The sequence below is a fragment of the Baekduia soli genome (assembly GCF_007970665.1).
Lineage (GTDB): Bacteria > Actinomycetota > Thermoleophilia > Solirubrobacterales > Solirubrobacteraceae > Baekduia > Baekduia soli.
Genome location: NZ_CP042430.1, coordinates 5,101,175 through 5,120,389 on the forward strand (window position 1 = coordinate 5,101,175; position 19,215 = coordinate 5,120,389).

The 19,215-nt window shown below is 75.6% G+C and carries 20 protein-coding genes and 1 pseudogene; 9 read left to right on the top strand and 12 right to left on the bottom strand.

The annotated features are described in order from the left end of the window. Nucleotides 1-4: 4 nt before the first annotated feature. Nucleotides 5-1,459: a glycerol kinase GlpK gene (gene glpK / locus FSW04_RS24840; RefSeq protein ID WP_146923167.1), complete on the bottom strand. Its 1,455-nt coding sequence runs from the start codon at nt 1,457-1,459 to the stop codon at nt 5-7. A 295-nt stretch (nt 1,460-1,754) separates the two neighbouring features. On the opposite strand from glpK, the gene FSW04_RS24845 reads away from it, so the two are divergent. Continuing rightward, entirely contained in the window at nt 1,755-3,437 is a 1,683-nt protein-coding gene (locus FSW04_RS24845) for an alkaline phosphatase D family protein (protein ID WP_146923169.1), read from the top strand. Between the two features lie 132 nt (nt 3,438-3,569). On the opposite strand, the gene FSW04_RS24850 is transcribed toward FSW04_RS24845, so the two are convergent. From FSW04_RS24850 to FSW04_RS28060, 6 genes are all read right to left on the bottom strand, one after another. Beyond that, complete coding sequence (locus FSW04_RS24850; RefSeq protein ID WP_146923171.1) at nt 3,570-5,015, bottom strand: HD-GYP domain-containing protein; 1,446 nt, start codon at nt 5,013-5,015, stop codon at nt 3,570-3,572. A 36-nt stretch (nt 5,016-5,051) separates the two neighbouring features. Next, on the bottom strand, nt 5,052-5,393 hold the full coding sequence (locus FSW04_RS24855) for a hypothetical protein (RefSeq protein WP_146923174.1): 342 nt from the start codon (nt 5,391-5,393) through the stop codon (nt 5,052-5,054). A 328-nt stretch (nt 5,394-5,721) separates the two neighbouring features. After that, nucleotides 5,722-5,937 (bottom strand): hypothetical protein, encoded by a 216-nt coding sequence (locus FSW04_RS24860; RefSeq protein ID WP_146923176.1) that lies wholly within the window; start codon nt 5,935-5,937, stop codon nt 5,722-5,724. Nucleotides 5,938-5,956: 19 nt separating this feature from the next. After that, a complete protein-coding gene (locus FSW04_RS24865; protein WP_146923178.1) occupies nt 5,957-6,403 on the bottom strand; it encodes an organic hydroperoxide resistance protein in 447 nt (148 codons plus the stop codon). Between the two features lie 28 nt (nt 6,404-6,431). Further along, a complete protein-coding gene (locus tag FSW04_RS28055) occupies nt 6,432-7,034 on the bottom strand; it encodes a hypothetical protein (protein WP_187369509.1) in 603 nt (200 codons plus the stop codon). Next, entirely contained in the window at nt 6,980-7,501 is a 522-nt protein-coding gene (locus tag FSW04_RS28060) for an MFS transporter (RefSeq protein WP_146923182.1), read from the bottom strand. The genes FSW04_RS28055 and FSW04_RS28060 overlap by 55 nt, the downstream gene beginning before the upstream one ends. A gap of 240 nt (nt 7,502-7,741) precedes the next feature. Here FSW04_RS28060 and FSW04_RS24880 point away from each other — a divergent pair, with 240 nt between their 5' ends. The 3 genes from FSW04_RS24880 to FSW04_RS24890 all read left to right on the top strand — a co-directional run bounded on the left by FSW04_RS24880 (nt 7,742) and on the right by FSW04_RS24890 (nt 9,968). Next, on the top strand, nt 7,742-8,533 hold the full coding sequence (locus FSW04_RS24880; RefSeq protein WP_146923184.1) for a prolipoprotein diacylglyceryl transferase: 792 nt from the start codon (nt 7,742-7,744) through the stop codon (nt 8,531-8,533). A 16-nt stretch (nt 8,534-8,549) separates the two neighbouring features. Beyond that, complete coding sequence (locus FSW04_RS24885) at nt 8,550-9,137, top strand: NUDIX hydrolase (protein WP_146923186.1); 588 nt, start codon at nt 8,550-8,552, stop codon at nt 9,135-9,137. Nucleotides 9,138-9,380: 243 nt separating this feature from the next. Beyond that, on the top strand, nt 9,381-9,968 hold the full coding sequence (locus FSW04_RS24890) for a helix-turn-helix domain-containing protein (protein WP_187369085.1): 588 nt from the start codon (nt 9,381-9,383) through the stop codon (nt 9,966-9,968). A gap of 13 nt (nt 9,969-9,981) precedes the next feature. On the opposite strand, the gene FSW04_RS24895 is transcribed toward FSW04_RS24890, so the two are convergent. Continuing rightward, the gene (locus tag FSW04_RS24895) at nt 9,982-10,296 is read right to left on the bottom strand and encodes a hypothetical protein (RefSeq protein WP_146923190.1); all 315 of its coding nucleotides are present in this window, start codon (nt 10,294-10,296) and stop codon (nt 9,982-9,984) included. A gap of 76 nt (nt 10,297-10,372) precedes the next feature. Between FSW04_RS24895 and FSW04_RS24900 the strand changes: the two genes are divergently transcribed. Together FSW04_RS24900 and FSW04_RS28215 are read left to right on the top strand one after the other, a co-directional pair. After that, nucleotides 10,373-10,786: an FHA domain-containing protein gene (locus FSW04_RS24900; protein WP_146923192.1), complete on the top strand. Its 414-nt coding sequence runs from the start codon at nt 10,373-10,375 to the stop codon at nt 10,784-10,786. Between the two features lie 352 nt (nt 10,787-11,138). After that, entirely contained in the window at nt 11,139-11,537 is a 399-nt protein-coding gene (locus FSW04_RS28215) for a PadR family transcriptional regulator (RefSeq protein ID WP_321167677.1), read from the top strand. A gap of 62 nt (nt 11,538-11,599) precedes the next feature. Here FSW04_RS28215 and FSW04_RS24910 read toward each other — a convergent pair whose 3' ends face one another. Further along, the gene (locus FSW04_RS24910) at nt 11,600-13,174 is read right to left on the bottom strand and encodes an FAD-binding oxidoreductase (RefSeq protein WP_146923194.1); all 1,575 of its coding nucleotides are present in this window, start codon (nt 13,172-13,174) and stop codon (nt 11,600-11,602) included. Nucleotides 13,175-13,205: 31 nt separating this feature from the next. Here FSW04_RS24910 and FSW04_RS28825 point away from each other — a divergent pair. Together FSW04_RS28825 and FSW04_RS24920 are read left to right on the top strand one after the other, a co-directional pair. Continuing rightward, nucleotides 13,206-14,758: pseudogene (locus FSW04_RS28825) on the top strand (glycerol-3-phosphate dehydrogenase/oxidase). Then, nucleotides 14,755-15,321, top strand: a complete 567-nt coding sequence (locus tag FSW04_RS24920) for a TetR/AcrR family transcriptional regulator (RefSeq protein WP_146923196.1) — start codon at nt 14,755-14,757, stop codon at nt 15,319-15,321. Before FSW04_RS28825 ends, FSW04_RS24920 begins: the two are co-directional and overlap by 4 nt. Nucleotides 15,322-15,346: 25 nt before the next feature. Here FSW04_RS24920 and FSW04_RS26625 read toward each other — a convergent pair whose 3' ends face one another. Continuing rightward, a complete protein-coding gene (locus FSW04_RS26625; protein ID WP_187369086.1) occupies nt 15,347-16,327 on the bottom strand; it encodes a hypothetical protein in 981 nt (326 codons plus the stop codon). 82 nt (nt 16,328-16,409) lie between these two features. On the opposite strand from FSW04_RS26625, the gene FSW04_RS24930 reads away from it, so the two are divergent. Then, a complete protein-coding gene (locus tag FSW04_RS24930) occupies nt 16,410-17,435 on the top strand; it encodes a lysophospholipid acyltransferase family protein (RefSeq protein ID WP_187369087.1) in 1,026 nt (341 codons plus the stop codon). On the opposite strand, the gene FSW04_RS24935 is transcribed toward FSW04_RS24930, so the two are convergent. Then, nucleotides 17,432-18,637, bottom strand: a complete 1,206-nt coding sequence (locus FSW04_RS24935; RefSeq protein WP_146923202.1) for a low temperature requirement protein A — start codon at nt 18,635-18,637, stop codon at nt 17,432-17,434. The two genes, FSW04_RS24930 and FSW04_RS24935, sit on opposite strands and share 4 nt — an antisense overlap. A 117-nt stretch (nt 18,638-18,754) precedes the next feature. Then, the gene (locus FSW04_RS24940) at nt 18,755-19,210 is read right to left on the bottom strand and encodes a hypothetical protein (protein WP_146923204.1); all 456 of its coding nucleotides are present in this window, start codon (nt 19,208-19,210) and stop codon (nt 18,755-18,757) included. Nucleotides 19,211-19,215 lie beyond the last annotated feature (5 nt).

Genomic DNA, 19,215 nt, shown 5'->3' on the forward strand with positions numbered 1-19,215 from the left:
CAGGCTACTCGGGGATCACCCAGCGCCCGGAGCGCTGCAGCGCCCGGCGCCAGTCGGCCAGCAGCGATTGCGCCTGGTCGTCGCTCATCCGGGGCTCGTAGCGCCGGGACTCGGCCCACAGGCCCTTGACGTCCTCCTCGGTCCAGGTCCCCGTCGCCACGCCCGCGAGGTAGGCCGCGCCGAGCACGGTGGTGTCGGCGATCTCGGGGATGACGACCGGCACGCCGAGCACGTCGGACTGGAACTGCATGAGCCAGGCGTTGGCCGTCGCGCCGCCGTCGGCCCGCAGCTCCTTCAGGCGCACGCCGAGCGCGGTGTTCTGGGCGCGGACCGCGTCGACGGTCTGGTAGGCGATGGCCTCCAGGGCGGCGCGCGCGATGTGGGCCCGGGTCGAGCCGCGCGTCAGGCCGACGATCGTGCCGCGGGCGTAGGGATCCCAGTGCGGGGAGCCCAGGCCGGTGAGCGCCGGGACGAAGTACACGCCGTCGTTGGTCTCCAGCGAGCCCGCCAGCTCCTCGGTCTCCGAGGCGGCCTCGATGATCTGCAGCCCGTCGCGCAGCCACTGGATCCCGGCGCCCGTGACGAACATGGAGGACTCCAGGGCGTAGTCGACGCGGTCGCCGATGCCCCAGGCGATCGTCGTGATGAGGCCCTGCTCGAGCAGCGGCGAGCCCTCGCCCGCGTTCTGCAGCAGGAAGTTGCCCGTGCCGTAGGTGTTCTTGCCCAGGCCCGGCTCCTGGCAGGCCTGCCCGTAGAGGGCGCCCTGCTGGTCGCCGACCATCGCCGCGACGGGGACCTTGCCGCCGAACTCCTCGGTCTCGCCGAGCACCTCGGCGTTGCGCACCGGCTCGGGCAGCGACCCGATGGGCACCCCGAGCGTCTCGCACAGCTCGGCGTCCCACGCCAGCTCGCGGATGTTGAACAACAAGGTCCGCGACGCGTTGGAGTAGTCCGTGGCGTGGCGGCCGGTCAGCTTGAAGAGCAGCCAGGCGTCGATCGTGCCGAACAGCGCGTCCTGGGGGACGCCGCCCTCCTTGAGCATCCACTCGTACTTCGTGCCGCTGAAGTACGCGTCGAGCACCAGGCCGGTGCGCGCGCGGAACATCGCCTCGAGGCCCTCGGCCTTCAGGCGGTCGCAGCGGCCGGCGGTGCGCCGGTCCTGCCAGACGATCGCGCGGTGCAACGGCTCGCCCGTCTTCCCGTCCCACGCGACCGCGGTCTCGCGCTGGTTCGTGATGCCGATCGCCGTGAGCCCGCTCCCGTCGATGCCGGCGTCCTGCAGCGCCTCGTGGCAGACCTTCCTGGTGACGTCCCAGATCTCGGCGGCGTCGTGCTCGACCCGGCCGGGCCGGGGGAAGAACTGCTCGAACTCCGAGTAGGCGCTCGTGACGACCTTGCCCTGCTCGTCGAAGATGAAGGCGCGCGAACCCGTGGTGCCCTGGTCGATCCCGAGGATCATGATGTCGTCCTTCCCTCCCGCACGGCGCTCGACGCCTTCTCGAACCGGGAGCGTTCCACGGTCTCGGCCCGGCCCTCCACGTCGGATCCTCCTCCTTGTCGCGGGCCAGCAGCACGTCGCCGATCAGCAGGTCGTGGACCAGCGCGCCGGCGGCGGCGCCGACGCGGGGCCCGAGGATGGGGACCCACATGTCGGCAACGGGCCGTGGGGCCCGTCATCGGTGCAGTGGACAGATCGCCACCGATCGCACGCAGGACCGTGTGGCAAACCCGGGATCCGCCGCTAGGCTGGCCGCTTGCCCGCCTCGCCCGACGACCCCCCCGCCCTCGTCCTCGGTCCCCTGCTCCGCTACGCCGGCGAGCGGGAGGCCACGGTGTGGGTCGAGACCGACCGCCCGTGCACGGTCGGCGTGCTCGGCCACGAGGAGCCGACGTTCTGGGTGGCCGGCCACCACTACGCGCTCGTGTGCGTCGGCGGCCTGGAGCCCGCGACGACGACGCCCTACGAGGTCGCGCTCGACGGCACGATCCGCTGGCCGTCGCCGGAGACCGAGGGGCCGCCGAGCGTGATCCGGACGCTGGATCCCGAGGGACCGCTGCACGCGGTCTTCGGCTCCTGCCAGGTCTGCGTGCCGCACGTGCCGCCCTACGCGCTGACCAAGGATCAGGACAGGCGCGGCCGCGAGGTCGACGCGCTGCTCGCGCTGACCGAGCGGCTGCGGGGCGGGACGCCGACCGATCTCCCCGACGTGCTGCTGCTGCTCGGCGACCAGGTCTACTCCGACGAGATCTCGCTGGGCACCCGGCGCCGGATCGAGGAGCGCGAGCGCCGCGGCGACCCCGCGCGAGCCGACCCGCCCGAGGGCCAGATCGCCGACTTCGAGGAGTACACCTCGCTGTACCACGACGCGTGGGGCACGCCGGCGATGCGCTGGCTGCTGTCGACGGTGTCCAGCGCGATGATCTTCGACGACCACGACGTCCACGACGACTGGAACATCTCGTGGACCTGGGTCCAGCAGATGCGGGCGCTGCCCTGGTGGCGCGAGCGCATCATCGGGGCCTACATGTCGTACTGGATCTACCAGCACCTCGGGAACCTGTCGCCCGCCGAGCTGGAGCAGGACCCGGTCTACGCCGAGGTCCGCGGCGGCCGCGAGGACGCCGAGCCGGTGCTGCGGCGCTTCGCCGAGGAGGCCGCGCGAGAGATCGCCGGCACGCGCTGGAGCTACCGCCGCGACTTCGGGCGCACCCGCCTGCTCGTGCTCGACTCGCGGGCCGGCCGGGTGCTCGACGAGCAGCGCCGCGAGATGCTCTCCGAGGAGGGCTGGGCCTGGGTGCAGGAGAGCATGGACGGCGAGCGCGACCATCTGCTCATCGCCACCACGCTGCCGTGGCTGCTGTCGCCCGGCCTGCACCACCTCGAGGCCTGCAGCGAGGCGGTGTGCGCCGGGGCGTGGGGCCGGACCGCCGCGCGGCTGGGCGAGAAGGTCCGCCAGGCGCTGGACCTCGAGCACTGGCCCGCGTTCCACGACTCGTTCGTGCGCCTGGCCGAGCTGATCCACGCCGTGGGCTCGGGCGCCCGCGGCCCGGCACCCGCCTCGATCATCCTGCTGTCGGGCGACGTCCACCACGCCTACCTGGCCGAGGCCTCCTTCCCCGGCCTGGCGCCGCTGCGCAGCGCGGTGATCCAGGCGGTGTGCTCGCCGATCCGCAACCCGCTGGACCGCCGCGAGCGCCGCGTCCTGCGCGCGGCCCTGTCGCGCCCGGCGGCCGCGCTGGCCCGGCGGATGGCCCGCAGCGCGGGCGTCGCTCCCGAGCCCGTGCAGTGGCGCTTCGTCGACGGGCCGACGTTCGACAACCAGGTCGGCTTCGTGACGCTGGACCGCTGCGGCGCGCGTGTCGCCATCGAGAAGACCCGCCCGGAGGACTGGGCGGCGCCGCGGCTGCACCGCTCGCTGGAGCGGACGGTGGCGTAGGTCCTGACCCTCGGATATGCGGGATCCGGCCGCCCCGGACCCACTGTGGGTCGCATCGAGCGTCCATAGGACGCCGGAGGCGACCCAGAGCACGATCATGCCCGAACGATCCCCCGCGGAGCGCTCCGAGTCCTAGGCCGCGCGCGGCAGCCGCACGGGGAGCGGCGCCGGCGCCGGCGCGTGCTCGTCCGCCGCCGGCCCGAGCCCCACGACCGCCTGCAGCGCCGCCACGCACGCCGGGTCGAACGCCGCGCCGGACTCCTCCTGCAGCAGGCCCATCGCGCGCTCGGCGGGCCACGCCGGGCGGTAGACGCGCTCGGAGACCAGCGCGTCCCAGACGTCGGCGACCGCGAGGATCCGGGTCTCGAGGTCGATGGCGTCGGCCGCCAGGCCGTCGGGGTAGCCCTGGCCGTCCAGGCGCTCGTGGTGGCCGCGGACGCCGCGGCGGATGCGCTCGGGGTAGCCGAGCTCGGCCAGCAGCGCGTCGCCGGCGCCGGGATGCTCGCGGATGACGTCCATCTCCTCGTCGGTCAGCGGGCCGGGCTTGCGCAGGATGGCGTCGGGCGTCGAGAGCTTGCCGATGTCGTGCAGCAGGCCGGCCAGCGCCAGGTCGCGCAGGCGCCCGGCCGACAGGCCCAGGCGCTCGCCGATGCCGACGGCGGTCTCGGCGACGCGGCGGGTGTGCTGCTCGGTCGATGTGTCCTTGTCGGCCAGCCGCGCGACGAGGACGCGCACCTGGGGGCCCAGGAAGGCCTCCTCCTCGGCGACGAGCTGGGCGGCGGGCAGGTCGCCGACGAAGGGGTAGGACGGGCGCCCGCGATGGACGTCGACGGCCACCGGGATGCCGACCAGGGCGACGCCGGCCAGCTCGAGGAAGTGTCCCGTCCACCAGACCCACGTGTACTGGTCCAGCAGGAGGATCGGCACGAGCGCCACCGCGAGCCAGACGACCCCGACGACCACCACGAGGTCGGCCGGCCGGCGCGTCAGCGCGAACGTCCGCACCGAGCGGCAGGCCACGACGCCGAAGAAGCCGACGCCCACGACGAGCAGCGCCTTGGACTCCCACGACCCGTAGGCCGGGACGGCGGGCACGCGCGACGGAAAGGCCAGGCCCAGGACGCCGAGCAGCAGGATGAGCTCCAGCAGCGCGCCGAGCCCGAAGGCCACCTTGCGCAGGTGCGCCGGGCCGCGCAGCGCGGGCAGCGCGGCGAGCGTGAGGATCGCCCCGCCGACGGGCAGCGCCAGCCCGCCCGCGACCGCGACGACGCCGTTGGGACCGAAGAGCACGCCGGGGGTCGCGAGGCCGTGGATGGCGAGGATGAGCGTCATCGTCGCGAACGCGCCGCCGGCGACGACCGCGCGCGTCTCGCGCCGGCGCAGGCCCGCCCACATGAGCGCGCCGCTGGCCAGCGCCGCGACGATGGAGCCGATCGCGACGATGAGCAGGTGCTGCTCGGCGGTCACCGGCGCGTGCTTCTCGCTGATGACGAAGTGCATGGCCGCCGTCGGCACGATGGCGCTCGCGGAGATGAGCGTCAGGTTGGAGCCGATGCGGCTGCGCAGGAGGCGATCCACTCCCGCGGGGATCGGCCGCAGCGCGACCGTCTTGACTCAGCGCGACGCGCGGACGTGCAGGGTGTCCGACCGGCAACGCTGGCCCGTGGCGATCGTGCCCTGCACCCGCAGCGTCCCGAGCAGGCGCCCGCGGGAGATCCGGCCCGTCAGCGTGAGCCGGCGCGCGGGCTCCCCGGCGGCGAACCGGAAGCGCCCGCCGGCCCCGATCGCCGCCCGGCCGGTCTCGTGGACCACGAGCGGCCCGATCTCGCCGAACGTGGCGCAGCCGTAGTGCCCGATGCCCGCCAGGACCCCGACCACGGCGTGCGCGCGCACCTCGACGACGACGCGGCGGCCCTCGCTGGTGTGGCCCCGGTAGGGAACGGTGTCGGCCAGCATCGGCGTTAGTTCCCGGCGGCGCTGGACCGGCGGTCGGGACGGCTTCGACGAAGGGCACACATCGCGCGACGCGCCGGTCGATCGCCCCTGCCGGGCCACACACGATGAAGCGCGACAAGCCCACGGCGGTGAGGATGGTCGACGGATGCGAGCGCTCGCCGGCACGTCGCGTCGATCTCGCGCTGTCGGGACTGCCCGACGGATCCCGGGTCGACCACGTCACCCGCCGGCACACCCGGCCGGCCGCCGCTGCACGAGGCCACGGTCTCGCCGGCCGCCGAGCTCGACGACCAGGGCTGAGCCCGCACGGCACGCCGTCGCCGCACGCTCAGTGCTCGAGCGCCCAGCGCTCGGCGATCCGGCGCTGCACGTCGGTCAGCGCGGGCTCCTCGCCGCGCGCCAGCGCAGCGGCCGCCTGCGCGACGGTGAGCCCGGTGCCCGTGAGCACGCTGCCGACCAGCGGCGGGACCTCGCTGCCGCAGACGCCCTCGGGGCAGCCGGGCGGCGCGGGGCGCGTGTCGCGGTCGGGATCCGGGGCGGCCATGGACCGGAGGGCGGCGGCCCTAGGCCGGGCCGGGGACGGCCTGCCCGTTGGCCGTCAGCGTGACGGGGATGTTGCCGCGGGTCGCGTTGGAGTAGGGGCAGATCTTGTGGGCGGCCTCCACGATCCCGACGGCCCGGGCGGCGTCGTCGATGGCCGGCAGCGTGACGTCGAGCTCCACCGACAGGTCGAAGCCGCGCGCGTCGTTGGGGTGCAGGGAGACCTTGGAGTCGATCACCGGCTCGCCGATGTCGACCTTCAGGCGCCGCGCGGCGGCGCCCAGCGCGCCCTCGAAGCACGCGGCGTAGCCGACGGCGAAGAGCTGCTCGGGGTTGGTCCCGCCGCCCTGGCCGCCCATCTCGGCCGGCAGCCTGAGATCCACCTCGAGCTCGCCGTCCGAGGACGCGCCGCGTCCGTGGTCGCGCCCACCTTCCACCCGGGCCTGGGCCGTGTACAGGGTCTTCGCCATGGGGCGACGATAGCGACGCGGACGCCGGTCAGCCGCGGGCCGGCGACGGCGCCGCCAGCACGCGTTCGGCGTCATAGCGCAGCAGCGCGGGGAACGCGACGAGGATGACCGCGACGCCGACGACGCAGGCCAGGCCGCCGGAGACGACCGAGAACCGCACGCCGCCCAGCGCGGCCGCCGAGCCGGCCTCGACGTCGCCCAGCCGGGGGCCGCTGGTCACCACGAGCGAGAACACCGACGACATGCGCCCGCGCAGCCCGTCGGGCGTCACGGACTGGTTGATCGAGCTGCGGCAGACCGCGCTGACGCTGTCGGCCGCGCCCGCGACGGCCAGGAGCGCCGCGGCCAGCAGCAAGGAGCCCGCCAGCCCGGCCAGCGCGATCGCCACGCCCCAGGCGACCACGGCCCAGATCACGATGAGCCCGAGCCGCCGGGCGTGGGCGATCCATCCGGTGCTCAGCGCCGCGACGGTCGCGCCCGCCGCCACCGACGCGTACAACAGCCCGGTGCCCCCGGCGCCGGCGTGGTAGACGCTGACGGCCAGCACCGCGAACAGCGCCCGCGGCATGCCGAACGTCATGGCCACCAGGTCGATCGCGAAGGACCCCATGAGCGCCTGGTTGCCGCGCACGAACCGCAGCCCTTCGGCGATCGAGCGCAGGACCGGCTCGTGAGGGCCGGTCGCGCCGGTCGGCCGCTGGGGGCCATCGCCCACACCGCCGCGATGATCGCCAGGCAGCTCACCGCGTCGACCGTGTAGGCCGCGCCGAGCCCCAGCAGGCCGATGAGCACTCCGCCCAGCGCCGGCCCCGCGACGAGCGTGAGCTGGTAGAGCCCGAAGTTCAGCACGATGGCGGAGCGCAGCTTCTCGGGGGCGACCAGGTTGGGGACCATGGATGAGGCCGTGACGTTCTGCACGGCCCCGAAGCCCGCCATGAGCGCTCCGAGGACGTAGAGGGCCACGAGCGGCGGCGACCCGATGAAGGCCAGCGCGGCCAGCGCGGCGGCGCCGGCGACCAGGCCGGCCTGGTCGGCGAGCAGCAGGCGGCGGCGGTCGTGGCGGTCGGCCAGCGCGCCGCCCAGCAGGGCCATGACCATGAGGGCACGAGCTCGACCGCGCCGAGCAGGCCGGTCAGGAACGCCGAGCGCGTCTCGATGTAGATCTGGTAGGGCAGCGCGACCAGCGCGGCCTGGGTCCCCAGGCCGGTGACGACCTCGCCGCCGATGAGCAGCCGGAGATCCCGCGACGCCCGCAGCGGGCTGACGTCGACGGCGATCCGGGAGCGCAGGGGCAAGGCACCGGACCCTAGCTGCCGCCCGCCGCGTACCCTTGGCGACGTGAAGCCCGAGATCAGCGTCCTTGGCCTCTCCATCAAGACGTTCGGGCTCTTCTTCGCCCTGAACTTTGCGGTCTGGGGCTTCCTCGCGGCGCGGCGGCTGAAGGAGCTCGGCAAACCCGTCGACTGGGCCTACGAGATCGTCACGGTCGCGCTCGTCGGCGGCCTCATCGGCGCCCGCGCCTACTACCTGCTGCAGAACCACGACTCGCTCAGCCTGGGCGACATCTTCGGCGGCGCGGGGCTCATCTGGTACGGCGGGCTGGCCGGCGGCATCGTCGCCGTCGTGCTCTGGGCGCGCCGGCGCAGGTTCCTCACGCTCGACCTCGTCGACATCGCCGGCCCCTGCCTCGCGCTGGGCTACGCCGTCGGGCGCATCGGCTGCCAGGTCTCGGGCGACGGCGACTACGGCAAGGCGTGGAACGGGCCGTGGGCGATGGGCTACCCGCACGGCACCGTGCCCACGGCGCCCGGCGAGACCGTCCAGCCCACGCCGATCTACGAGACGTTCGCGATGGGGTTGCTGGCGCTCGTGCTCTGGAGCCTGCGCGACCGCGTGCGCCCGGGCGTGCTGTTCGCCCTCTACCTCGTCGGCTCGGGGGTCGAGCGGTTCCTCGTCGAGTTCCTGCGCCGCAACGAGCACGTGCTCATCGGGTTGACCTCGGCGCAGATCGAGGCGTTCGTGCTCGCCGTGGTCGGCGTGGCGTGGCTCGCCGTCGTCCGCCGGCGCCACGGGAGCATCCTCCGCGACGACGCCGCACCGGTCCGCGCGCCGGAGCTGCGGACGGCCTGACGGCGGTCCGGGCGCCATGGACGACGAGCTGCTCGACGTCGTCGACGAGCACGGCCGCCGCCTCGGCACCAAGCGCCGCGGCGACGTCCACCGCGACGGCGACTGGCACCTGGCGTTCCACCTGTGGGTCGTCGGCCCGGGCGGCGTGCTGCTGCAGCGCCGCGCGCAGGCCAAGGCGTCGTGGCCGGGCCGCCTCGACGCCAGCGCCGCCGGCCACCTCACGGCCGGCGAGTCCGTCGCCGACGGGCTGCGCGAGGTCGAGGAGGAGCTCGGGGTGACCTACCGCATGGACGAGCTGCACGCCCTCGGGATGCACCGCGTCGACGAGGTCGCCAACCGCGAGCTGCAGCACGTCTTCGCGGTGCGCGACGACCGGCCGCTGACCGCGTGGACGGACTTCGACCGCGTCGAGCTCGACGGCCTCGTGCTCGTCGCCCACGCGGCGTTCGCGGCACTGGTGAACGGGTCGCCGGCGCCCGCCCGCAGCTGGGACGGCACGCACGCCGGCGACGTCACCGTTGGGCCGGGCGACCTGGTGCCGACCCCCTACCTCTCGGCGCTCGTGCCCGACCTGGAGCGCGTCGCGGCCACGGGCCCGCGCTGAGCGGGGTGGCGTCCTCAGCGCTGAGCGCCGTCAGCCCGGCCGGGGACGACTACCACAGCTGTGCGGTGTGGGCTCCGGGTCGCGCGCCAGCATCTACGGATCGGTGTGGAAACCAGTCAGAAGTAGCGTCCGGACAGACGCCTTCCGGATAAGGTTGGTTTGTCACCTCAATTACGTCGAAATGCCTGGATGCCACCGTTGAAGCCCATCACCGCGATCGATGATCCTCGTTACGTCAAGGCCATGAGCCACCCGGTACGGGTGCGGATCATGGCCATGTTGTCGGAGCGCAAGGCGAGCCCGAACGAGTTGTCGCAGTGGCTGGGCACCACGCTGGGCGCGACGGCCTATCACGTGCGCACGCTGCACAAGCTGGGGTTGATCGAGCTCGTCGACGAGACCCGTGTGCGCGGCGCCGTCGAGCACCACTACAAGGCCAGGGCCCGCCCGAAGGTCACCGAGGAGAACTGGTCCAAGGCGTCCCCGGTGGCCAAGCAGGCGGCCGTGGGCTCGGAGCTGAAGATGCTCGAGGACGTGGTCAACGCGTCGGCGGCCTCGGGTGGGTTCGACCGTGCCGACGCGGTCCTGGAGCGCCGCACCGCCCGCGTCGACGAGCGCGGGTTCAAGGCGCTGGCCGCCGAGGCCCAGAAGTTCCTGGCGCGCGTGGAGAAGATCGAGGCCGAGGCCGCCCGCCGCCTGTCCAAGGCCGATCACAACGGCGCGCTGGACGCCGGCGTCGTGCTGTTGTCCTATGAGTCGGTCGCGCTCGGGGAGCAGATCCCCGAGTCGACGAAGAAGAGCACCCCGCTCAAGCGCCCGCGCCGCCGCTGAGCGTCGCGCGCGTCTAACCGCGAGGGACCAGGCGGACCTTGGGCGGCATCTCGAACGGCTCGGGCGGCGGGGCGTCGGCCGGCCGCAGCCGGGTGCGCCCGCGGATGCGCTCCAGCGGCCACCCGGCGAGCTCGACCTCGTAGAGCGCCTGGGCCGGCATCGACAGGCCCTCGCGCCGCAGCTCGGCGACCGTGATGCCCCGGTCGCCCGCCTCCTCGAGCAGCCGCAGGGCGGTGCGTCCGTCGAGCGTGGTCAGGGTCGTCCGTGGGGGGCATCCGTGTGCGCAGGCTACCGGGCATTCCCAGAACCGGCGCACCTCATCCGTCACTGGCGCCGGGCCGCGGCTCGCGGGCGGCTTCGGAGGCGTTGAGGTTCTCCTCAGGTTCGCGCGCTGAAGTGGTGGCATGGCCTCCAGTCCGCCTCCCCTCGCCGGCGCCGACGTCGAGACGGCGGTGCTCGACACGCTCCCCCGCGTCAGCTTCCGCGAGCGCCGCCACGCCGTGACCGTCAAGCGTCCCGCCCCGGGCCGCTACCTCGAGGTCGACGACGGCGACGAGCGGCTGCTGCTCCCGCTGCGGCGCGGCACGACCCACGTGGGCCGCGGCTTCGGCGCCGATCTGCGTCTCGAGGACCAGACCGTCTCACGCCGCCACGCGATCCTGCACGAGCGCCGGGTGGGCACCAGGATCCTCGACGACCGCAGCGCCAACGGCACCTTCGTCAACGGGCGCCGCGTCCTGCACGCCGACCTGCGCGATGGCGACGTCGTCGTGCTCGGGCGCCTCGTGCTCACGTACCGCGAGGTCCCGAGTGGGTGAGCCGTACGCCGCCGGTGTCTTGACAACCGAACATTCACGATATATCGTGATGTTCTGTCGATATGACCTACTGAAGGGAGCACCACATGACCGGTGCCATGTACGCAGCGCCACGAGGGCACTGCCACCACAGGCGCGGCGGTCCTCGCCGCGCCGGCCTCCCCGAGTGGCTCGCGATGATGGGGGCGGGCGGCCCGGGCGCCGGCGGGCGGCCCGGATTCGGACCCGGCTTCGGCTTCGGGCCCGGCGGCCCCCCCACCGCGGCGGCCGCGGCCGTCGGGCCCGGCGCGGTGACATCCGCGCCGCCGCGCTCCTGCTCCTGGCCGAGGAGCCGCGCAACGGCTACGGCCTCATGCAGGACCTCGAGGCCCGCAGCGGCGGCGTCTGGCGGCCGAGTCCCGGCTCGGTCTACCCGGCGCTCGCCCAGCTCGAGGACGAGGGCCTCGTCCGTGCCGTCGAGCACGGCGGCCGCAAGCAGTTCGAGCTCACCGACGAGGGCCGCGCCCACGTCGAGGAGCACCGCGAGCGCTTCGGCACGCCGTGGGAGACGGTCGGCGAGGGCGTCCCCTCCGAGCTGCACGAGCTGCGGCACGCCGGCCAGGCCCTGGCCGTCGCCTCGATGCAGGTCGCCCAGACCGGCACGAAGGCCCAGCTGGGCGAGGCCAGGCGCATCCTGGAGGACGCCCGCCGCGGCCTCTACCGCCTGCTGGCCGGCGACGAGCCGTCCGGCGACGAGGACGCGCAGGAGTAGGACCCGATGGACGCCCGGGTCCGCCGCATGGCGGGCCCGGGCACGGGTGCGTCCGGGCGGCGTCAGCCCAGAAGCTTGCCCGGGTTGAGGATCCCGGCCGGATCGAGCCGGGCCTTGACGGCCCGCAGCACCTCGACGCCGAGGTCGCCGACCTCGGCGCCCAGCCACGGCGCGTGGTCGGTCCCGACCGCGTGGTGGTGGGTGATCGTCGCGCCCGCGCGCGCCAGCGCACCGGTCGCCGCGGCCTTCGCCCGCTCCCACTGCCCGACCGGGTCGTCGGGGTCGCGGCGCGCCAGCACCGTGAAGTACAGCGACGCCCCCGTCGCGTAGAGGTGCGAGACGTGGCAGGCCACGATCACGCCCTCGGGCCCGAGCGCGTCGCGCAGCACCGCGCCGACCTCGGCGTGCAGCGCCGGCAGCGCACGCCAGGAGGTGGCGGTCTCCAGCGTCTCGGCCAGCACGCCGGCGGCCAGCAGCTCGTCGCGCAGGCGGGGCGCGCGGAAGCGCCCCTCGCGCCAGGCGTGCGCGGCCTCCTCGCCCTCGGGCCGCGCCCCCACGCGCTCGAGGATCGCGTGCGCGGCGGCGCTGCGGCGCGCCACGTCCTCCGCGCCCGCCTCCCAGCCCACCAGCAGCAGGCAGCCCGCGGCGGGGGCGCCGCCCGTGGCCACGCCCATCGCGGTCTCGGTCTCGTCGGACAGGCGGGCGAGGTCGGGGCGCGGGCCGGCCTGGGCCAGCTCGCGCAGGACGGCCAGCCCCGTGGCCAGGTCGTCGACCCGCCAGGCCTCGTGGCGGCGGACCTCCGGCACCGGGCGGACGGCGAGGGTGACCTCGGTGATCACGCCGAACGCGCCCTCGGAGCCCAGCAGGAGCTGGCGCAGGTCCGGGCCGGCCGCCGTGCCCGGGCCGCGCCCGAGCCGCAGCTCGCCGGCGGGCGTGGCGGCGCGCAGGCGCTGCACGAGGTCGTCGAAGCGGCCCCAGCCCGTCGAGAGCTGGCCGGCCGAGCGCGTGGCGGCGTAGCCACCGATCGTCGCCCGCTCGAAGCTCTGCGGCACGTGGCCGAGGGTGAAGCCGCGCGCGCCGAGCAGCTCCTCGGCGCGGGGGCCGGTCACGCCGGCCTGCAGCGTCGCCGTCCAGGAGACCTCGTCGAGGTCCAGCAGCGCGTCCAGGCGCGAGAGGTCGAGGGCGATGACCGCGCTATGCGCGCCGGCCAGCGGGCGCACGCCGCCGACGACGCTCGTGCCGCCGCCGAACGGGACGACCGCGACGTCGTGCGCGGCGCAGGCCGCCAGCAGCGCGGCGACCTCGTCGTGGCCGGCCGGCAGCACGACGGCGTCAGGGGCGACCGGCGCGCCGGTGGCCCGGCGCACGAGGTCGAGGTAGGACATGCCGTTGGCGTGCGCCGCTCGGGCCGCGTCGTCGGTGCGCAGGTGCGCGGCGCCGACGACGGCCTCCAGCGCGGCGTGCGCGTCGCCGGGCAGGGCAGACGGCGGCGGCACGGGCTCGGGCACGGCGCCCGGCTCGGCGTCGATGGCCAGCGCCTGGCGCAGCAGCGCCCGCAGGCCGGGGTCCAGCAGCGGCTCGGACCCCGGCGGCGCCCAGCGCGCGGCGGGGTTGGGGGCGGCGACGGGTTCGCTCATCGTGAGAGACGATGTTACATTCAATGACCAGATGTCACTAGCCGCGCTCAACGCCTCCCGGCGGTCCCTCGCCCTCGAGGAGCTGCGCGACGGCGCGGCGCTGGACCTGCTCGTCGTCGGCGGCGGTGCGACGGGCGCCGGCGTCGCGCTGGACGCCGCCACGCGCGGCCTGCGCGTCGCGCTCGTCGAGCGCCGCGACCTCGCATGGGGCACGAGCCGCTGGAGCTCCAAGCTCATCCACGGCGGCCTGCGCTACCTCGCCCAGGGCGCGGTGGGGATCGCGATGGAGAGCGCGCGCGAGCGCGGCATCCTGCTCACCGCCACGGCGCCGCACCTCGTGCGGCCGATCACCCAGGTCGTCCCGCTCACCCCGGACGTCGACACGCGCGTGGAGCGCATCACCCGCATCGGCCTGGCGCTGGGCGACGGACTGCGCCGGGCGGCGGACACGAGCGCGCGCGAGCTGCCGCGCTCGCGCCGCCTGGGGATCGACGGCGTCCTGCGCCACGCCCCCGGCGTCCGGCGGGCCGGCCTGCGCGGCGGCCTGCTCTCCCACGACGCCCAGGTCGAGGACGACGCGCGCCTGGTCGTCGCGATCGCCCGGACCGCCGCCGCCCACGGCGCGCACGTCGTCACCCGCTGCGCGGCGCTGGAGCTCACCGGCGACGGCGCACGGCTGCAGGACGAGCTGACCGGCGAGCGGTTCGACGTGCGTGCCCGTGCGGTCGTCAACGCGACCGGCGTGTGGGCGGGCGAGCTGGCCGCCGGCCTGCGGCTGCGGCCGAGCCTCGGCACGCACCTCGTCGTCGACACCGCGCGCCTGGGCGGCCTGCAGGGCACGCTGAACGTCCCGGTGCCCGGGCAGCGCAACCGCTGGGTGTTCGCGATCCTCCAGCGCAGCGGGCTGGCCTACGTCGGGGTCACCGACGAGGAGGCGCCCGGCCGGTCCCCGACGTCCCCGAGCCGCCCGCCGCCGACGCCGCCTACCTGCTCACGACCCTGTCGGCCGCGCTCGAGGTCCCGCTCGAGGCCGCCGACGTGCTCGGCGCCTACGCGGGCCTGCGCCCCCTGCTGGAGGACACCGGGAGCGGTGCCGGCCAGACCTCCGACGTCTCACGCCGGCACGCGGTCATCACCATCCCCGGCGGGCCGATCAGCGTCGTGGGCGGCAAGCTCACGACCTACCGGCGCATGGCCCAGGACGCCGTCGACGCCGCGGTCGCGGCCGGCGGGCTGCCCGCCGGCGCGTGCCGGACGGCCCGCGTCCCCCTCGTCGGCGCCGCGCCGCGGGCGGCGCTGGCCGCCGTACGCGCGCCCGCGCGGCTCGTCGACCGCCACGGCACGGAGGCGCCCGCGATCCTGGCCCTGGCCGGCGGCGACCCGGCCCTCCTGGAGCCCGTGGCCGGCGGCCTGGACGTGCTCGGCGTCGAGGTGCTGCACGCCGTGCGCGCCGAGGGCGCGCTGGACGCCGACGACGTGCTGGACCGGCGCACCCGCATCGGCCTGGTGGCCGAGCACCGCGAGCGCGCACGGGCGACCGTCGAGGCGCTCGTCGCCGCGGGTCGTCAAGCTTCGCCGGCGTGAGCGACGCGACGACGGAGGCGATCCTGGATGCGACCCGGTCCTCGGTCCTGGACTTCGGGATCCGCCGCACGACCCTGACCGACGTGGCGCGCCGCGCGGGCGTGAGCCGCATGACGGTCTACCGCCGCTACCCCGACGTCGACGCCGTGCTGCGCGACCTCATGACGCGCGAGTTCGGCGTGGCCATGGCCGAGATCGCCCAGCGCGTCGACGGGGCCGACGGCCGCCGCCGTGCGGTGGGCCGGATCCTGGCCGTCGTCGACGCCCTGCGCGAGCACCCGTTGATGAACAAGATCATCGAGGCCGAGCCCGAGCTCCTGCTGCCCTACGTGCTGGGGCGCATGGGCGAGACGCAGCGCACGGCCGTCGCGCTGGCCGCTCGCGACATCGCGGCCGGCCAGGCCGACGGGTCGGTGCGCGCCGGCGACCCGCGTGTCCTGGGCCAGGTCGTCCTGCTCATCACGCAGTCCTTCGTGCTGTCGGCCGGCATCGACGAGGAGGTCCCCGCCGCGCGGCTGCGCGAGGAGCTCGAGCACGTGCTCGACGCGGCGCTGGCCCCGTGAGCCCGGCGGCGGGGCGCGCGGCTCCTCAGAGCGCCTTGAGCAGCGTGACGAGCAGGACGAGGAGCACGAGCACCGCGACGATGGCGGCGATCCGCGCCGCGCGGTCGGCGCGGGCCGTGTCGGTCCCGTGGTCGTCCTGGCGCCGGCGGCGGGCGATCTCGGCCAGCGGCACGGCGCCCGACGGGCGCTCGAGCGCCGCCTCGCGCTCGGTGCGCGCGACCTCGAGGTCGCCCCGGGCCTGCTCGAGCTCGCGGGCGACGCGGGCGCGCTCGCGGTCGGCCTGCTCGCGCTCGCGCCGCAGCGCGTCCTGCTCGCCGGAGACGGCGTCGCGGCGGTGCTCGGCCTCGGCCGCCCGCGCCGCGGCCTCCTCGCGCTGCCGCTCGGCGGCCTGCAGTCGCCGGCGCCGGTCCTGGAGCTCCTCGCGGGCGGCGTCGCGCTCGCGGCGCGCGGCGTCGCGCTCGGCGATCGCCGCGTCGCGCTGGGCGGTCAGGTCGGCCACCGCGGGGTCGCGCGCCGGGGGCGGTGCCGGTGCCGCGGGCCCCTGTGCGGGCACGGGCGCCGGGGCCGGTGCGACCGCCGTGCGCTCGCGCCGCAGGAAGGCCACCTCGGACTCCAGGCGGCGGATGCGCTCCTGGGCCTCGGCGAGCCGGCGGCGGTCGGCCGCGTGTGGGTCGGCGAGCGGCGGGCCGGCCGCGCCGTCGAGCGGCACGACGATGCTGGGCGCCACGGCGAGCTGGGCACGGCGGGGATCGAGCCGGCCACCGTCCCACGGGAAGGCGGCGCGCCAGGGCCGTCCGTCGGGAGCCCACGGCTTGTGGTCCAGGGTGGCCAGCAGCGTGCGCTCACGACCCGCGTCGTCGACGAGCAGCGCCGGGCGCACGAAGCGCATGCCGCGCACGCCGCTCCAGGTGCCGGTGATCTCGAGCAGTCCGTCGGCGCTCGCCTCCAGGCGCTCGAGCGCGAAGGCGACGGCGGCCGCGGATCCGGGGTCGTCGGCGGTGGCCATCGCCGCCAGGGTTCCCCGTGGAGGCCCCGACGTATCCCCCCGGCCGCCGCACGCTCCCCCGGGCATCGGTAGCGTCGGGTCCTTGGGACCGCTCCTGCCCGACCCGGGACCGCGAAACGCCCGCTGGGCGCGGCGGGCGAAGGGCATCGCGGTGGAGACCGTGGCCTTCGGCCTGGTGACGCTGGCGTTCCCGTTCCTGCTCGGCGCGGCCGCTGCGGTCGACCTCGTGCGCTGGGCCCTGCGGCGCCGGCCGTGGGTCGGGGTGCGGCTCGTGGCGATGGCCTGGTGGTTCCTGTTCGGCGAGCTGCGCGGGGTGGCCGGACTGGCCCTGGCGGGGCTGGCGTCGGGCGGCCGCGACACCCGCCGGCGGCGCTTCCGCGTCTACCGCCTGCGCCAGCAGTGGGCCGGCGGGCACCTGGACGGCGTGGCGCGCCTGTTCGGGCTGCGCTTCGAGGTGGAGGGGCTCGGCGACGTCGCGCCCGGGCCCGTGCTCATCCTCATGCGCCACGCGAGCATCATCGACAACACGCTGCCCGACGCGCTCGTGGGGCGCACCCACGGCCTCGGGCTGCGGTTCGTGATCAAGCGCGAGCTGCAGGTCCTGCCGACGATCGACATCGGCGGGCGCTGGGTGCCGACGAACTTCGTGCGCCGCGGCTCGGGCGACACGGCGGGCGAGCTGCTGGACCTGCGGCGCCTGGCGATCGACCTCGACCCGCACGAGGGCGTGCTCATCTACCCCGAGGGCACCCGCCACACGCCGGCCAAGCTGCTGGCCGCCCAGGAGGCCATCGCCCGCAGCCGCCCGGACATCGCGCCGCTGGCCGCCGGCCTGCACCACGTGCTGCCACCGCGGCTGGGCGGTGCGATCGCGCTGCTGGAGGAGGCCCGGGGCACCGACGTGGTGTTCTGCGGCCACGTCGGGCTCGACGGCTTCGAGCACATCGCCGACATCTGGTCGGGCGCGCTCGTCGGGCGCACCGTGCGGGTGCGCTTCTGGCGCCACCCGGCGGCCTCGGTCCCGGCGGAGCGCGACGAGCTCGTGCGGTGGCTGTACGCGCAGTGGCAGGTGCTCGACGACTGGGTCGGCGAGCACCGCGAGGCCTAGGCGGCGGTCCCCGGGGCGGCGGCGGCCGCGCGGCGGCGGTTGATCGCCCACAGCTCCCAGAACCCGAGCAGCGTCAGCAGCGCCGTGACGATCGCGCTGATCGCCAGCGCCGAGATCGCCGTGGCCGGCGCCAGGAGCACGAGCAGGACGACGACGGCCACCAGGCGCGGCGGGTTGCCCTGGGCGATCATGCGCCAGCGGAACGCGAGCTCGCCCGCGAGGAACAGCACCGGACCGAGCACGACCACGAGCGCCCCGGCGGTGCTGAGCGCCTCGTGCGGATGGGCGATGAGCAGGTCGTCGCCCACGGCCGCGAGGATCACCCCGGCGATGATCGGCAGGTGCAGGTAGGTGTAGGCGTCGCGGGCGAGCATGACGGCGTCGTCGTGCTCGCGCATGAGCCGCAGCGAGCCGTCGGCCGTCAGCCCGAAGTACAGCCACCACAAGGCCGCGGTCTCCAGGAAGGCCACGAACAACGTGAGGACGACCGTCGCCGTCAGGCCCGCCTCGGCGGCCGTCGCTCCCGTCACGACGATCGACTCGCCCAGCGCGATGATGATGAACCCCTGGAAGCGCTCGGCGAAGTGCCCCCCGTGCAGCGGGTGGCCCATCTCCATCAACGTGCCGCGGCCGGGGATCCAGTAGCGGGCCAGCGGCGCCGCGACGTCGATCGCCAGCGCCGGCCCCCAGAGCAGCAGGCGCCGGTCGCCGTCCAGCAGCAGCGCGCCGGCCAGCCACAGCACCGCGGCCGCCACGCTCCAGGCCAGCATCCGCTCGAAGTTGCGCCGCAGGGGATGGGCCGGGTCCAGGAGCACCATCCCCACGCCGTTGCGCCCGACCTGCAGGACGACGTAGGCCGCGGCGAACAGCAGGCCGTGCCGCGTGAACGCCTCGGGCAGCGCGGCCGCCATGAGCAGGCTCGCGAACATCGCGCCGAGCATCACCGCGCGCACCTCGGCCGTGCGCGGGTCGAACCAGTTGACCATCCAGGTCGTGTAGATCCACGCCCACCACACGACCGCCAGCAGGAACACGGCCCGCCCCGCGCCGGCCCAGGTCAGGTCGTCCAGCAGCAGGTGCGACAGCTGCGTGACGGCGAAGACGTAGACGAGGTCGAAGAACAGCTCGACCGCGGTGATCTCCTGCTCGCCGCCGTCGCGTGCGCGCAGGCGGTCGGGGGTCCTGGACGGGGCCGCGGCCATCGTGCGCGCACCGTAGCGGCGCCGGCGCTGAGGCGGCCTGCACCGGGTGGCCCGTCGGATGGCGCGAACGTGGGGTCATGCCCCACCGACGCGCCACGCGGCGCCGGCGACCGCCGCTCAGCCGCGCGGTGCGCCCGGGCGCACCCGGTGCAGCACGACCCACGCGCGGATCTCGACCGCCGACAGCGCGAAGCCACCCGGCGGGAGCCTCCCGAGGATCTCGCCCGCGAAGGCCGAGGCCGTCGCGGCGTCGGGCGCCCGGCCCGTCGCATCGTCGATGAGCGCGGCCGCGAGCCGGTCGGCGCCGGGGCCGGGACGGCCCCACAGCGCGCCGGGCACGTCGAGCGCCGCGCGGTCCTGCGGGCCGGGCCCGACGACGGTCACCCCGGCGCCCTCCGTCGCGCGCACGCCGAGGTAGACGCGCGACTCGTCCAGCAGCGAGGCGATCCGGGCCGCGGCCCCGCGGTCGCGCGCGGGCCGCCGGCACCGCGCACGCCGCGGCGCCACGATCCCGGGCACCGCCGCCCGGCGACGGCGGTCCTCACATCCGGACAGGGGGCGGGGGGACGACATGACGG